Annotated in this window: 11 protein-coding genes; 8 read left to right on the top strand and 3 right to left on the bottom strand. The window is 64.3% G+C overall.

What is annotated here, in order from left to right; translation table 11 throughout:
- Nucleotides 1–21 precede the first annotated feature (21 nt).
- The 8 genes from R3355_RS12055 (at nt 22) to R3355_RS12020 (ending at nt 9650) form a co-directional block, all read left to right on the top strand.
- Complete coding sequence (locus R3355_RS12055; protein ID WP_318961392.1) at nt 22–1050, top strand: DUF4105 domain-containing protein; 1029 nt, start codon at nt 22–24, stop codon at nt 1048–1050.
- A 65-nt stretch (nt 1051–1115) separates the two neighbouring features.
- Nucleotides 1116–3365 (top strand): patatin-like phospholipase family protein, encoded by a 2250-nt coding sequence (locus R3355_RS12050; protein WP_318961391.1) that lies wholly within the window; start codon nt 1116–1118, stop codon nt 3363–3365.
- A 372-nt stretch (nt 3366–3737) separates the two neighbouring features.
- Nucleotides 3738–4841, top strand: coding sequence for an AI-2E family transporter (locus R3355_RS12045; RefSeq protein ID WP_318961390.1), 1104 nt, complete (start codon nt 3738–3740; stop codon nt 4839–4841).
- A gap of 7 nt (nt 4842–4848) precedes the next feature.
- Nucleotides 4849–6387: a TolC family protein gene (locus R3355_RS12040; RefSeq protein ID WP_318961389.1), complete on the top strand. Its 1539-nt coding sequence runs from the start codon at nt 4849–4851 to the stop codon at nt 6385–6387.
- Entirely contained in the window at nt 6380–7519 is a 1140-nt protein-coding gene (locus R3355_RS12035) for an HlyD family secretion protein (RefSeq protein ID WP_318961388.1), read from the top strand. The genes R3355_RS12040 and R3355_RS12035 overlap by 8 nt, the downstream gene beginning before the upstream one ends.
- Nucleotides 7520–7527: 8 nt before the next feature.
- Nucleotides 7528–8562 carry a DUF2955 domain-containing protein gene (locus tag R3355_RS12030; protein ID WP_318961387.1) on the top strand — a complete coding sequence of 345 codons (1035 nt, stop codon included), beginning with the start codon at nt 7528–7530 and terminating at the stop codon, nt 8560–8562.
- Between the two features lie 12 nt (nt 8563–8574).
- Complete coding sequence (locus R3355_RS12025) at nt 8575–9036, top strand: potassium channel family protein (protein WP_318961386.1); 462 nt, start codon at nt 8575–8577, stop codon at nt 9034–9036.
- Nucleotides 9037–9176: 140 nt separating this feature from the next.
- Nucleotides 9177–9650, top strand: coding sequence for a hypothetical protein (locus tag R3355_RS12020; RefSeq protein WP_318961385.1), 474 nt, complete (start codon nt 9177–9179; stop codon nt 9648–9650).
- A gap of 132 nt (nt 9651–9782) precedes the next feature.
- On the opposite strand, the gene R3355_RS12015 is transcribed toward R3355_RS12020, so the two are convergent.
- The 3 genes from R3355_RS12015 to R3355_RS12005 are packed head-to-tail and all read right to left on the bottom strand — an operon-like array spanning nt 9783 to nt 13665.
- Nucleotides 9783–11741: a DUF3604 domain-containing protein gene (locus tag R3355_RS12015; protein WP_318961384.1), complete on the bottom strand. Its 1959-nt coding sequence runs from the start codon at nt 11739–11741 to the stop codon at nt 9783–9785.
- 17 nt (nt 11742–11758) lie between these two features.
- A complete protein-coding gene (locus R3355_RS12010) occupies nt 11759–12802 on the bottom strand; it encodes a HupE/UreJ family protein (RefSeq protein WP_318961383.1) in 1044 nt (347 codons plus the stop codon).
- Entirely contained in the window at nt 12799–13665 is an 867-nt protein-coding gene (locus R3355_RS12005; protein ID WP_318961382.1) for a peptidylprolyl isomerase, read from the bottom strand. Before R3355_RS12005 ends, R3355_RS12010 begins: the two co-directional genes overlap by 4 nt.
- Nucleotides 13666–13701 lie beyond the last annotated feature (36 nt).

Here is a 13701-nt window from a genome sequence, read left to right as displayed (position 1 = left end):
CCACACGCAGGAACGCCCGCAATGAGAAAACTCATGCGCCGCTACGCCTTTGCTCTCGCCCTACTGCTGCTCGGTTTGCTGATTGTGATAGCGGGTGGCTGGGGCGTGCTGGCCATCACGTTTACCGGGCCAGCAGACACCACGCTACGCAATAGCCTGGCCGGCGCAGTTGCCATCGCCTCGCTGACAGCGTTGGTCGGCCTGGGCTTGCGCCGCTGGCGCGGTCGCTCCCTGGTGGCCTATCTCATCCTGTTCGCCGGGCTGCTGGCCTGGTGGTGGCGCGTCGAACCGTCCAACCAGCGCGATTGGCAAACCGACGTGGCGGTGCTGCCCTACGCCACTATCGATGGTGATCGGGTCACCGTGCACAACATCCGCAACTTCGACTACCGCAGCGAAACCGACTACACCCCGGCCTGGTACGACAAAACCTTCGACCTGAACAAACTGGAAGGCGTCGACCTGATCGCCTCCTATTGGATGGGGCCGGCGATTGCCCATACGTTCCTTAGCTTTGCCTTCGAGGGCGGCGACCATCTGGCCGTATCCATCGAGACGCGCAAGGAGAAAGGCGAAGCCTATTCGACGATCAAGGGCTTCTTCCGCCAGTACGAACTGTTCTACGTGGTCGCCGATGAACGCGACGTCATTCGCCTGCGTACCAACTTCCGCCAGGACCCGCCCGAACAGGTCTATCTCTATCGACTCAAGGGATCTCTGGAAAATGGCCGGCGCCTGTTTCTCGAGTACCTGCGCGGCATGAATGCGCTCAGGGACAAGCCGGAGTTCTACAACACCCTCACCACCAACTGCACGACGCAGATCTGGCTGAGTGCCAGGGTCAACACCGAGCACATTCCCTTCAGCTGGAAGATTCTGGCGAGCGGCTATGTGCCGCAATACCTCTATGAAAACGGTCGATTGGGGGAGCCCGGGCTGTCATTCGACGAAGTCCAGCGCAGGGCACTGATCAACACCCGCGCCAATGCCGTGGATAGCCCACTGGATTTCTCCGCGCGCATCCGCGACCTCTCGCTACTCGATAACTGAAGTCTGGTGCCACCGCCAATCCATAACCGCTCGCAAGCTGCAAACAAACGCCACGGGGAATGACGATGAAACAGCTGACTCTTTATGTCTCTGCGGCGCTGCTTGGCTGCTGCACACCGAGCATCCTGTCCACCGCCGTGGCGGCCGAAGCGCTGGCCGTCAGCGAACGCCCGGCAACCAACCTGAAACGCCAGAAGATCTGCCTGGTGCTTTCCGGCGGGGGTGCGCGCGGCGCGGCGCATGTCGGCGTACTCAGGGTACTCGAGGAGTATCGGGTGCCAATCGACTGCATAGCCGGTACCAGCATGGGGTCCCTGGTCGGTGCAGCGTTCGCCACCGGCACCTCGATCGAGGAAATGCAGCGGCTACTCGGCGGCATCTCGACCGAGTTGCTGTTCAAGGAAAAACCGCCGCGCCAGGAACTGGCGATGCGCCGCAAGCAGGACGACTACAGCATCCTGTTCACCCCCGAGGTCGGCCTGGGGGACGGTCAGGTCAAACTCAGCAAGGGCCTGGTGTCGGGTGTGCAACTGGAAACCGTGTTGCGCAAGCTGTCCAAGGTCAAGGGCTTTCACGATTTCGATGAACTGCCGATCCCCTTCCGCGCGGTGGCCACCGACCTGGTGACCGGCAAGGCCGTGGTGTTCCGCGAAGGCGAACTGGCCAACGTGATGCGCGCCAGCATGTCGGTGCCTGGCGCGGTGGCTCCGGCCGAGTTCGATGGCATGATCCTGGTCGACGGCATGCTCACCAGCAACCTGCCGATCCAGACCGCGCGCAACGAGATGGGCGCGGACATCATCATCGCGGTCAATGTCGGCACGCCCTTGCTCAAGCGCGAAGACCTGAATGGCATACTCGGCGTCACCAACCAGATGCTGAGTATTCTGACCGAGCAGAATGTGCAGGCCTCGCTGGCGACCCTGCAGCCGGGCGATATCCTGATCTCTCCGGAACTGGGTAATTTCTCCACCGGGGATTTCGACCACCTGCCGCAGATCGCCCCGCTCGGCGAGGTGGCTGCGCGTGAAGTGGCGGCGCAGCTCAAGCACCTGTCCCTGCCGCCTGCCGAATACGCTGCGCTGCGCCAACACCAGACGGTTCAGGTGGTTGCCGACCTGCGGCCGGTCGACGAGGTTCGCTTCGATAACCTGACTCGGGTCAATCCTGAAACCCTGCAAAGCCTGATGCAAACCAAAGCCGGCCAGCCGATCGACCAGGATGAACTCGACCGGGACATGCGCCGCCTGTATGGCACCGACGATATCGAGCACGTGAACTACCGCCTCCTCGAGGAAGAGGGCAAGCGGGTGCTCGCGGTGAAGGCTGTCGAGAAGAACTGGGGGCCGGACTACCTGCGCCTCGGCCTGGGCCTGTCCAGCGACTTCAGTGGCGATGCCTTCTTCAACCTGCTCGGCAGCTATCGCCAGACCTGGCTCAATTCGCTCGGTGCGGAGTGGCGCAACGACGTGCAACTCGGCCACACCAGTGGCCTGTATACCGAGTTCTACCAGCCGCTCAGCGCCAAGGGCACCTTCTTCGTCGCGCCACACGCCGCAATCGAGCGGCGCACGGCGGACCTGTACCAGGATGATGATCGCATCGCCAGCTACGAGGTGACCTCCACCCTCGCAGGCGTCGACATCGGCAGCAATTTCAAACGCTATGGTGAGCTGCGCGTCGGCATGCTGGGCGGCAAACTCAAACCGCAACTGGACACAGGGCCGCAAAGCCTGTCCCCAGGCGAAGGCAGCATCACCCAGGGCGCCTTTACCAGCCGACTGATTCTCGACCAGCTCGACAGCGTGCACTTCCCGCGCTCAGGCTGGCGCGCCGGCAGCACGCTATTCAACTCGAACAGCGGCCTCGGTGCGGACGACGAGTACACCAAGTGGGATGCCGAAGCCAACGCGGTCTATTCGTTCGGCAATCACACCTTCAACTTCGCGCTGAAGGCCGGCGGCAAGCTCGGCAACGACCCCTTGCCGCGCTACGACCAGTTCCAGTGGGGTGGTTTCCTGAAACAGTCCGGCTACTCCACCGGCCAGTTGCTCGGCGAGGAGCTGCAGTTCGGCAGGATGATGTACTACCACCGCATCCTGCCGGGCAGCATGTTCGAGGGCGCCTACAGCGGCTTCTCGCTGGAAGCCGGCAGGATCGGCAATCCGCTGGTGCCGGGCAACTCCGAGGACTGGCTCAAGTCCGCCAGCGTGTTCATCGCCGCCGACAGCCCGCTTGGCCCGGTTTATCTGGGTTACGGCCGCGCCCAGGACGGCAACAGCAGCTTTTATTTCTATCTGGGTAGACCGTTCTAGTGTCACGCCAGCGTTGAAATGCCGGTTCAATGCCAGGCCTTAGTGGGGAGTGGCCGGAAAACTGGGCCGCTACAAACTGACCGTGGGAGGCGCTTTAGCGGCGCTGACGCGCAGCGCCCTTGAGCGCGGCTGTCGCGGCTAAAACGGAACACCGCCCGGCCCCTCCCACCAGTGTTTTGCCAGCGTTGAAATGTCGGTCAAATTCGAACGTTGCGGACGCTGTGCCAGGTTCTGTACAAAAAATCGCCGGGCGAAGGTCCGGCCCGGCAAAAAGTGGCGAGATGCCGTGTTTGCACCCGCCGTCGCCCGCCGAGCGACTACGCTGGGCTTATCGGTTTCATAGCGTTGCAGCGACCTGCAGGGAGATAACCCATGTTGCCCACACCTACCGCCGAGAAACTGCTGTCCCGAGGCCTGCTCGATGTCCTGATTCGTGCTGGCCTGATCGCCGTGCTGGTGATCTTCTGCTTCCGGATCTTCCGCCCGTTCCTCGACCTGATGCTCTGGTCGCTGATTCTGGCGGTCACCCTCTACCCGCTGCACCTGAAGATCAGGGGCAAGCTGGGCAACAACGAGGGGCGCAGCGCGACGCTGATCGCGCTGATTGCCATCGGCGTCCTCATGGTGCCGATCTACCTGTTGGGTTCATCCTTGGCCGAGTCGGTGGAGAATGCACTGGCCGTGGTCAAGAGCGGCAATGTCCATATTCGTCCTCCCGCCGAGTCGGTCGCCGACTGGCCGCTGCTGGGTAAGCCGCTGTATACCTTCTGGCTGCAAGCCTCCACCGACCTCACCAGTGCGGCGCAGAAATTCACCCCGCAGATCAAGGAAATCGTGCTCACCGTGCTGGGCAAGCTCGCCGGCCTCGGCATGGGCCTGCTGGTGTTCATCGTCGCCCTGATGATCGCGGGCATCTTCATGGCCTACGGCGAGAGCGGCAGTCGTAGCGCGGTGGAAATTGCCTCGCGCCTGTCCGGCCCGGACAAGGGACCGCAGATCACCCAGCTGTGCACCGCCACCATCCGCGCGGTGGCTCAGGGCGTGGTCGGCATCGCCTTCATCCAGATGCTCCTGATCGGCGTTGCCTTCGTCCTCAAGGGCATCCCCGGTGCCGGGCTGCTGGCCCTGGCGGTGCTGCTGCTCGGCATCATGCAGTTGCCGGCGACCCTGATCACCATCCCGGTGATTGCCTTCGTCTTCACCACCGAGGGGGCCAGCACGGCGACCATCGTCTTTGCCATCTACGTCTTCGTCGCCGGGCTGGCCGATAACGTGCTCAAGCCATTGTTGCTCGGTCGGGGTGTCGATGTGCCGATGCCGGTGGTGCTGATTGGCGCCCTGGGCGGCATGGTCACCAATGGCGTAATTGGCCTGTTCATCGGCCCGGTGGTACTGGCGGTCGGTTACCAGTTGTTCTGGCAATGGGTCAGGGACAGACCCACGGATGGCGGACCGGACAGCCAGCAACAGACCTGACTGCGCCATGTCGCCTTCACGTCTCCCAGGCCTGTTCCTGCTGCTCGGCGCCCTCGGCCTGAGCGGCTGCGTGCGCCTGGGACCGGACTTCCAACCGCCCGGCGAGGCCTGGCTCGAGCAGTGGCGCAGTGCGGCCATCGAGCAGGCCAGCCAGCCGGGGGCACAACCCGATATCCGCGAGTGGTGGCGGGTGTTCGACGACCCGGCCCTCGACCGCCTGATCAGCGAAGCCGACGCCCACAACGCCAGCCTGAAGATTGCCGGCCTGCGGGTGATGGAAGCCCGCGCCCAGCTGGGCATCGCCCAGAGTGGACGCTACCCGCAACTGCAGCAGGCCAGCGCCGACAGTTTCTACCTCAAGCGTAACCAGTCCGGCGGGCGCAACCCGCAGGACAGTCAATTCTGGCAGCACAGCCTGGGCTTCGACATCGGCTGGGAGCTGGATTTCTGGGGCCGTTTCAGCCGGGCCATCGAGTCGGCCGATGCCGCCTACTTCTCCGCCGAGGCCAATTACGAAGACGTGCAGGTGCTGCTGCGCGCCCAGGTGGCGGAAACCTACTACGCCCTGCGCACCACCGAGGCCCGTCTGCGCGTGGCCCGCGAGAACGCCGAGCATCAGCGGCGCAGTTTCGAGATTACCGAGCGCCTGTTCCGCAGTGGCGAGAGCGACGAACTCGACCTGCAACAGGCCAAGACCCAGTACCTGGGCACCCTGAGCAGCCTCCCGGAATTCGAGGACCAGGTAGCGCGCACCCGCAACGCCCTGGCCGTGCTGGTCGGCCGCCCGCCCGGCCCGCTGCCGGAGCTGGTCGAACGCGAAGGACTAATCCCGCTGATCGACCGCGCCGTGCTGCAGGATGTGCCGGCCGAGCTGCTGCGTCGCCGTCCCGACATCCGCGCCGCCGAACTCAATGTCGCCGCCCAGTCGGCGCTGATCGGCGTAGCCAGGGCCGATCTCTACCCGTCGCTGAGCCTGCTCGGCAGCATCGTCTGGTCCACCAGCTCGCTGGACGGCGCCCCCGATACCCTGGATCTGGTCGGCGGCCCCAGCCTGCGCTGGAACCTGTTCGACTACGGCCGCATCGGCAACAACGTACGCGTGCAGGACGCCCGTCTGCAGCAGCTGATCGAGGTCTACCGCGACAGCGTGCGCCAGGCGGCGCGCGAGGCCGACGACGCCGCCCGCGGCCTGAGCAAGGCACTGGAGCGCGAGCGCATCCTGCGCGAGGCGTCGATAGCCGCCGAGCGTTCGCTGACCCTGGCCAGCGCCCAGTACCGCGAAGGCTACGCCGACTTCCAGCGCGTACTGGATGCCCAGCGTGCGCTGCTGGTGCAACAGGACAACTACCTGGTGACGCGCAACAGTGCGGTGAGCAACCTGATCGCCCTGTACAAGGCACTCGGCGGTGGCTGGCACAGCGCCCAACCCAGGGTCGACCGGGTCAGCCGCGCGCAGATGCAGCAACGCACCGACTGGGGCGAGCTGCTGGACGAGCCAACGGCCAACGCAGCCCCGTTGCCCAACAAGGACAGCCAAGATGAGTGACGCCACCCAACCCGCCCCTCCGGTTCCGCCCACGCCTGCGCCAAAGCCGACCGCCGACCCGGTGAACAATGGAGTGAAGTGGGTACTCGGGCTGATCGTCCTGAGCCTGCTCTGGTACCTGCTGGCCGACCGTTTCACCCCTTACACGCAACAGGCACGGGTACAGGCCCTGGTCGTACCGGTGGCCGCCGAAGTAGCGGGCCGGGTGACCCGGGTGCTGGCGCGCAACAACCAGATGGTCGAGGCCGGCGCAGTGCTCTTCGAGGTGGATCCCGAGCAGTATCAGATCGCCGTCGAGCGGGCGCGCGCCGAGCTCGAGTCGACCCGTCGGCAGATTGCTGCCAGCACCGCCGGCATCGACTCGGCGCAGGCCTCCCTGCGGGCCGCCCAGGCCAACGAACTGAAGTCGCAGCAGGACCGCGAGCGTCTCGAGCGGCTGTACCGCGAAGATCCGGGCACCATCTCCCTGCGCCGCCTCGAGGTGTCGCGGGCCAGCCATGTGCAAGCCATCAGTCAGGTCGCCGCGGCCAGCGCCGAAGTGCAGCGTGCGCGCGAACAGCAAGGCGGCAGCGACGAACATAACGCCTTGCTGCGCAGCGCCACCACCGCCCTGAAGAAGGCCGAGCTGGACCTCGCCAATACCCAGGTGCGGGCACGCTCGGCTGGTCTGATCACCGACCTGCGCACCGATGTCGGCCAGTTCGCCGCGGCGGGCAACCCGCTGATGACCCTGATCACCATCCAGGACGTGTGGATCAGTGCGGAAATGACCGAGAACAACCTCGGCCGACTCAAGCCCGACACCCCGGTGGCCATAGTGTTGGACGCCCTGCCCGGTCGGGTGTTCGAAGGCCGGGTGCGCAGTGTCGGCTACGGCGTCAATGTCGGCCAGAGCACTGCTCCCGGTACCCTGCCCAACGTGGAGAACAGCCGTGACTGGCTGCGCCCGGCCCAGCGCTTCCCGGTGATCGTCGAGTTCGCTCCGGGCGAAGCGCGCCAATTGGCCAAGCTGCGCGGCATCCGCGTAGGCGGCCAGGCCGACGTCATGGCGTTCCCCACCGAGGGCAATCCGCTTAACCCGCTCGGTCGCCTGTTCCTCTACCTGATGAGCTGGCTGTCCTATGCCTACTGAGTGCGCGCATGCCGACCCGGCGTGACCCTCGCGCCCAACGTGCGCTGCGTCTGGCCAGCGGCACTGCGCTGTGCCTGGCGGTCAGCTTCGGCCTGGCGCTGCCGTTGCCATTCATTGCTCCGATCTTCGCCTTGCTCCTGCTGGCCCAGCTCAATCACCCGCTGCCGTTCAAGGCCGGGCTGGGCCTGACCCTGATGCTGATGCTGGCCACCGGCAGCGGCCTGCTGCTGATCCCGTTGCTGCGCTATTACCCCTTCAGCGGCGTACTGCTGATCGGTCTGTGCCTGTTCCTCGCCTTCCGCCATGGTCTGAGTGGTGGCAACGGCCTGGTCACGACCTTCCTAGTGATCGGCCTGACCATGATTTCAGCCGCCGGCACCGCCGATTTCACGCTGGCCCTGCTGGTCATCAACGCCCTGGTGCAGAACCTGCTGCTCGCCGTGCTGATCCTGCCCCTCAGCCACTGGCTGTTTCCCGAGCCGGCCGGTACCCCGGCGTTGCCAGCCGAGCCGCTCCTGCCCGCGGAAGAGGTCAACTGGGTGGCGTTGCGGGCTACGCTGGTGGTGCTGCCGGCCTACCTGCTGGCGCTGATCGATCCAGCCACCTACATGGCGATCATCCTCAAGTCGGTGAGCCTCGGCCAACAGAGCTGCACCACCACGACTCGCGGTGCCGCTCGCGAGCTGCTCGGTTCGACCCTGCTCGGCGGCCTGCTGGCCATCCTGTTCTGGTGGGCCCTCGGTCTGTTCGTGCACCTGTGGATGTTCTTCCTGTGGATGCTGCTGGTCGGCCTGCTGCTGGCGCGCAAGCTCTACCGCCTCAGCCCGACCCGGCAAAGCCCGGGCTTCTGGCTGAACAGCCTGGTGACCATGATTATCCTGCTCGGCCTGTCGGTGCAGGACAGCGCCAATGGCGACGATGTCTACAGCGCCTTCGCCTTGCGCATGGGCCTGTTCATCGCCATCAGCCTGTATGCCTGGCTGATGGTCTACCTGCTGGATCGATACCGCCAACGTCGCACCATGCGCCAGCCCGACTGCTGAGGAGATTTGCCCATGCTGCTCAACCTGCTGGTCGGCCTGCCCGTGATGCTGCTGTGCCTGGTCATGGAGGCCATCTTCGTGACCCTGTGCCTGCGCTACTACGCCAGCCACTACAAGCGGTTCAAGACTTCCGGACGGCGCCACAAAACGCTGGCACTGGATATCCTGCTGCTGGGGATGGTGATGCTGCTGATGCTGCTCGGCAATTTCGCCCAGATGCTGATCTGGGCCGCGTTGTTCATGCTGATTGGCGAGTTCGAGGTATTTGCCAGCGCGCTGTATCACTCGGCGGTCAACTTCGCCACCCTGGGCTACGGCGATATCGTCATGTCCGAACGCTGGCGTCTGCTCGGGCCGCTGGAGGCAGCCAACGGCATCCTGATGTTCGGCGTCTCCACCGCGGTGATGACCGCTGCGGTGATGGATGTGATCAAGCACAACATCGCCCGGCTGCAGCAGAGCCAGCAACCGTGAGTCAAGGTCTGGTCCTGCTGACGGGCGGAGCACTGCGTCCGCCGAAATTGCGCGGCGCCATGGCCGGTAAAAGCTAGGCTATGAAGTGACGGTCAGAAGCTGACCTTGCCAAACCACTTGGAACGGGAGTAGTGCCCGCCATGAACAAATCCTCCCCCCTCTATATAGCCACGCTCTGCTCGATAGTGAGCCTCGGCGTTACCGCCGAGACGGTCATTCCGCTCCAGGGCCAATCCCCCCAGACCGTTCAGCAGGACATCAGCGCATGCCAGGCCCAGGCCCAGGCCGCCAACACGAGTAGCACCAGCACCGCCGGTTCACAGACCGGCGGGCGGGCCCGTGGCGCGGTTGCCGGCGCAGCGGCTGGAGCAACGGTCGCCGGAGTACGCGGTCGGCAGCATGAGGAGGTGTACGACCGCCTCGACGATGACCTCAAGCAAGAGTACCGGCAGAACCGAGCCAGGGATGCAGCGGTGGCCGGCGCGGTAGTGGGTGGAGCCCGGCAACGCCAGGAGCGCCGCCAGGATCGCAAAACTGCCGAGCAAAACACTGCGGCCAGTTCTTCCGCCTATACCAATTGCCTGCAGCAGCGCGGCTACCAGGTGACGCCCTGAGCCTGCGACGCCCGCTTCGACGCTAGCGAGCACGTTCGGGACAAGGCTCAACCAGGCGCCCCCCCTCCGACGGTACTGATCGTTATTTCCGAGACAATCCTCCAGGGCCGGGACAACCGTCGCTGTTGGCCGCTATTGCTTGGGCGTGTACCAGATAGGCGAGGTATAGGCACGTTCCTGCAGCGTCATGCTCGTCTCGGGCAGCGGTTTACTGCCGAAACGCTTGGCGTCGTAGGCGGTCCAGCGTGGGGTCGGGATCTCGAGCACGCGCCCGTAGTAAAAGGCAGATTCGCCCGGATCGAAATCGGGATCCTGCCAGACGGCGATCAGCTCGGGCGCACCGATGCTGTTGGTCCAGGTGGCATTCTCGATATCCACCGTGTTGCCCACTGCCGGCAACTTGCCGTCGGCACCGGGTTTGCGCTCATCGCTCCAGACAACGTCATACACCTGCTCGTGAAGCTCGCCCTCGGCATCCAGCCAGCCCTTGACGATCTGGTAGCGATCCAGATTGGCACCAAGCGGATCCTTGAGCGCGGCGACGAGGAAGGTGGGCGACTTGCCATCGGGCGCGGCACTGAGATCCCCACCCATGGGCACGCCCTTGCTGTAGCCGATCTGCGCCGGTAAGCGGTTGTGAGCGTCCTTGTCCTCGAATTCCCAACCGCCAAAGAAACGCACCGCCATGCGCGGACCAGTGGTGGCATAGGTCTCCTTACGCTGCATGGCATCCCACAGGGAGGCCCGGGAATTGTCCCTGGCCCACACGGCGGCGTAACCGGAGGCGGAAACCTCCCAGTCCATGATCGTCACCCCAGTGCTTGCGTTGGCGAAAAATGTGTTGCTCATGCGCTCTGCGCTGGGTTCCTGCGGGGTGGTCTTGCCAAAAAAATTCTCTTCCTCCATGGCTGCCAGACCGGTGTGTGCATCGCTGCTGCCGATCAGGCCGAACTTGTAGGGATTGGTGCCGAGCTTGCGCTCGAGCTTGAGGCCATTCTTCAACGCCGAGCGGACGTATTCGAATTCAAGCATCTGCTTCTGCTTGGCGACCGAGCCATCGAGGTTGCCCTTGTCCCAGGTCTCGAACGCAGCAAACTCATCGTTGGGCGACAGGAACGGATGCGCCTCGCCATCGCCTTTGGTCTGGGTGGCCTCGTAGAGCCGTTCCCACTTCGCGCGCTGTTCAACGTAGTCGCGGTCGACCTCTTTGCCCGTGAATGACTCGATGATCGGGAACATCTGGCCGTTGCTGAGGTTGCCGTTGTGGGCAATGGCCAGCACCTGGCCGCCGGTCTTTTCCTGGTAGGCGGCCATCCATTTCCACAGGTCGCGCGGGTTGTCGCTACCCAGTGGTTTTTGTGTGGTGAACGGCTCAACCCGGCTGGCCTTGTCGGCGTTATCGCGGAAGATGATGTTGCGGTGCAGGTTGTTGCCGCCCGTATTCGAGGTCCACTCATAACCGATGAACGCGGTGAAGCGCCCCGGGTCGTTGTACTCTTCCGCCGCCGCGATGGTCTCGTCCCAGGCGCGGCGGTAAGCCACTGTGCCGGGTACGGGCATGATGGCTTTGGAAATTGTTCCTTTGCCGAAGTTGGTGATGATATCGATCGCCGCCGCCGCGCCCTGGCCGGAAAGGATCATCTCGTTCCATTTGCGCCCCTGCGGATCAGCCATGACGCTGGGATCGCCACCGAGGAGCATCGGGAAGAGGCCAAAGCCATCCGAGTGATCCGCCACCACCAGGAAATCGAGCGGGCGCGCGAGCTTGACCGGTTGCCCGCTGGACGCGACGACTTCCTCGCCGCGCGCCAGGCGGTAGGCCTCTTTCGGTCCCAGTCGCGCGCCGAACGCACCGGCATCCATCGAGTACGAGGTATGCAGGTGGGTATCGCCGAAGTATGGCCGCGTCGGGTAATTGCGCCCGACATAGGGCGAGTAAGTCGGTTTGCTGGGGTGCGCCCTTTCCGCCGTGGCCTGGTCGGGAACAGCAAGGCCGGGAGAGTTGAGCGATTCGGCGGCCAGCGCCGTAAACGGCAGGCACGCCAAGATCAATCCGGTAAAACCGATACGTTGAACAATGCTTCTCTCCATGCTCCCAGTCTCCTGTTTCAGAATGCAGCGATGCGTTGAATAACCCAGAACATGGCGACCCCGCCGATGGCATAGGGCGGGCCCAGTGCCAACCAGGCAGGGAAAGGCACTGGTCGTCGGCGAACCGCGCCAATAAAGACAAGCGCCGCGGCGATGAACAGCAGCTGGCCAAGCTCGACGCCAAGATTGAAGAACAGCAACGCCAGCGGAATATGCCGCGGCGGTAGGCCGACCTCGCTCAGCGCGCTGGCAAAGCCGAAACCGTGCAGCAGTCCAAAAACGAAAGCCACGACCCAGGGCGACTGCGCCGTCAGGCTGGTCTTTCCGTCTCGCAGGCGCACGCTCTCACTGGCAACGAAGACGATACTCAGGGCGATGACGGCCTCGACCGGCGCAATCGGTACCTGCACCAGGCCGAGCGACGCCATGGCCAGGGTGATGGAGTGGGCAACAGTGAACGCCGTTACCGTGGCAACCAGGCGCCGTCCCCCCCTGACGATGAGCAGTAAGGCGAGCACGAACAACAGATGATCCACGCCCAGCAGAATGTGCTCGACGCCGAGCGTCAGATAACTGATGGCGACCTGCAGTGCACCCGGCGCAGCCAAGACGACCAGCGCCGGCCCGGCGCTGGTGAGCCGCTCGACCTGACTGCTGCCATCCAGGTAGGCGAGGCGCACCAGGACATCGGCTGCCGCAGCGGCCAATCCATCGACCCGAATGACACCACCAGCCAGACCGCCCGCACAGCGTATCTGCCAACGTTCGAGGTAGCCGTCGGCGGCAAGCTCAGCGCGTGGTTGCGCCAGAGTCTCGCAGCCCTGGGGCAGCTGCACCGACACAGCCAGGCGCGCGGTGTCCCCCTGCGCCGGGAGTTTCCACAGCACCGAGTAGGTATCGGCTTCAAGCTCGTCGAGCTGGAGATAGGCCAGGCGCAGCTGATGGGCATAGCTCGACGACAGCAATGCGAACACCAGCAGGAGGCAGGCCATGGCCTTGCACAGCGCAGGGAGCAGCGCCTGTGCTGCCGGGTTTGGCGATGCCATTGCGCCAGGGTTCATGGGCGCAGATCCGCGAGTTTGTCAGCGCCGATGGCAGGTTCCGGCCTGTCGATGGACACCCGGTAGCGCTGCTGGAGCTGCAGATAGAATTGGTCGATGGCGGCCTTGCGCCGGGCATTCACCCATTCGCGCCGCACCACCTCGCGCACCTGCTGCAGAGCCGGATCCGCGCCGGGTTCACTGGCGCTGACGTACACCAGATGAGTTCCGTAGGCCGAGGCAATCGGCGCCGACCAGCGACCCGTATCCACGGCGAGTAGCGCCGCGGCGAATGGCTCGCCGAATATCTGCGCAATCGCGCTGGGCGGCACAGCCGTGAATTCAGCCTCCAGCGAGGTAACATCCCCCGCCGTGGACACCTCGACCGTGGCGCTATTGAGCTGCTCACGCAACTGCGCGGCATCGCTCGCCAATGCCTCGCCCCGCCGCTGCGGGTCGAGATAGACATGCATGAAGCTGATGCTCGGCTCGCTGCGAAAACGTTCGGCATGCTCGCGCAGATAGCGCTGCAACTGTTCCTCGCTGGGCTCTGTCTGGGCAACCAGATTGTCCGCGACGAACTCCAGCTTTTGTCGCAGCAAACGTCGAATCACGCTGTCGTCGCGATCCAGCGCCAGGGCGGTGGCTTCGCGCACCGCAATCTCTTCGCGAACGTAGTCGTCAATAAGCCCATCCAACTCCTGCGCGGTGGCCGGTCGCCGCCAGGCGCGGGCAAAGTTGAGGGCCAGATTTTCAATCCGCCCCTGGGTCACCACGATGGCGTCGCGCCCCTCGTCGTCAGCAGAAACGGCGGCAAATACCGCAAAGATTGCCGCCCCCAACAGCAGGAAGTGCAACAAGGGTTCCCTCAGCAAACGCTTCATCAGCTGGCTCCAGAGAGGGTGATGACGGCCTGGCAG

The organism is Pseudomonas sp., assembly GCF_033723075.1.
Lineage (GTDB): Bacteria > Pseudomonadota > Gammaproteobacteria > Pseudomonadales > Pseudomonadaceae > Aquipseudomonas.
The sequence above is the reverse complement of the archived record's forward strand: the minus strand, read 5'-3'. Positions and strand labels throughout refer to the sequence as shown.

Excerpts from the sequence above, each read along its gene's own strand:
- R3355_RS12055 (WP_318961392.1), top strand. The coding sequence starts at position 22 with ATGAGAAAACTCATGCGCCGCTACGCCTTTGCTCTCGCCCTACTGCTG.
- R3355_RS12045 (WP_318961390.1), top strand. The coding sequence starts at position 3,738 with ATGTTGCCCACACCTACCGCCGAGAAACTGCTGTCCCGAGGCCTGCTC.
- R3355_RS12040 (WP_318961389.1), top strand. The coding sequence starts at position 4,849 with ATGTCGCCTTCACGTCTCCCAGGCCTGTTCCTGCTGCTCGGCGCCCTC.
- R3355_RS12015 (WP_318961384.1), bottom strand. The coding sequence starts at position 11,741 with ATGGAGAGAAGCATTGTTCAACGTATCGGTTTTACCGGATTGATCTTG.
- R3355_RS12030 (WP_318961387.1), top strand. The coding sequence starts at position 7,528 with ATGCCGACCCGGCGTGACCCTCGCGCCCAACGTGCGCTGCGTCTGGCC.
- R3355_RS12010 (WP_318961383.1), bottom strand. The coding sequence starts at position 12,802 with ATGAACCCTGGCGCAATGGCATCGCCAAACCCGGCAGCACAGGCGCTG.
- R3355_RS12050 (WP_318961391.1), top strand. The coding sequence starts at position 1,116 with ATGAAACAGCTGACTCTTTATGTCTCTGCGGCGCTGCTTGGCTGCTGC.
- R3355_RS12020 (WP_318961385.1), top strand. The coding sequence starts at position 9,177 with ATGAACAAATCCTCCCCCCTCTATATAGCCACGCTCTGCTCGATAGTG.
- R3355_RS12025 (WP_318961386.1), top strand. The coding sequence starts at position 8,575 with ATGCTGCTCAACCTGCTGGTCGGCCTGCCCGTGATGCTGCTGTGCCTG.
- R3355_RS12005 (WP_318961382.1), bottom strand. The coding sequence starts at position 13,665 with ATGAAGCGTTTGCTGAGGGAACCCTTGTTGCACTTCCTGCTGTTGGGG.
- R3355_RS12035 (WP_318961388.1), top strand. The coding sequence starts at position 6,380 with ATGAGTGACGCCACCCAACCCGCCCCTCCGGTTCCGCCCACGCCTGCG.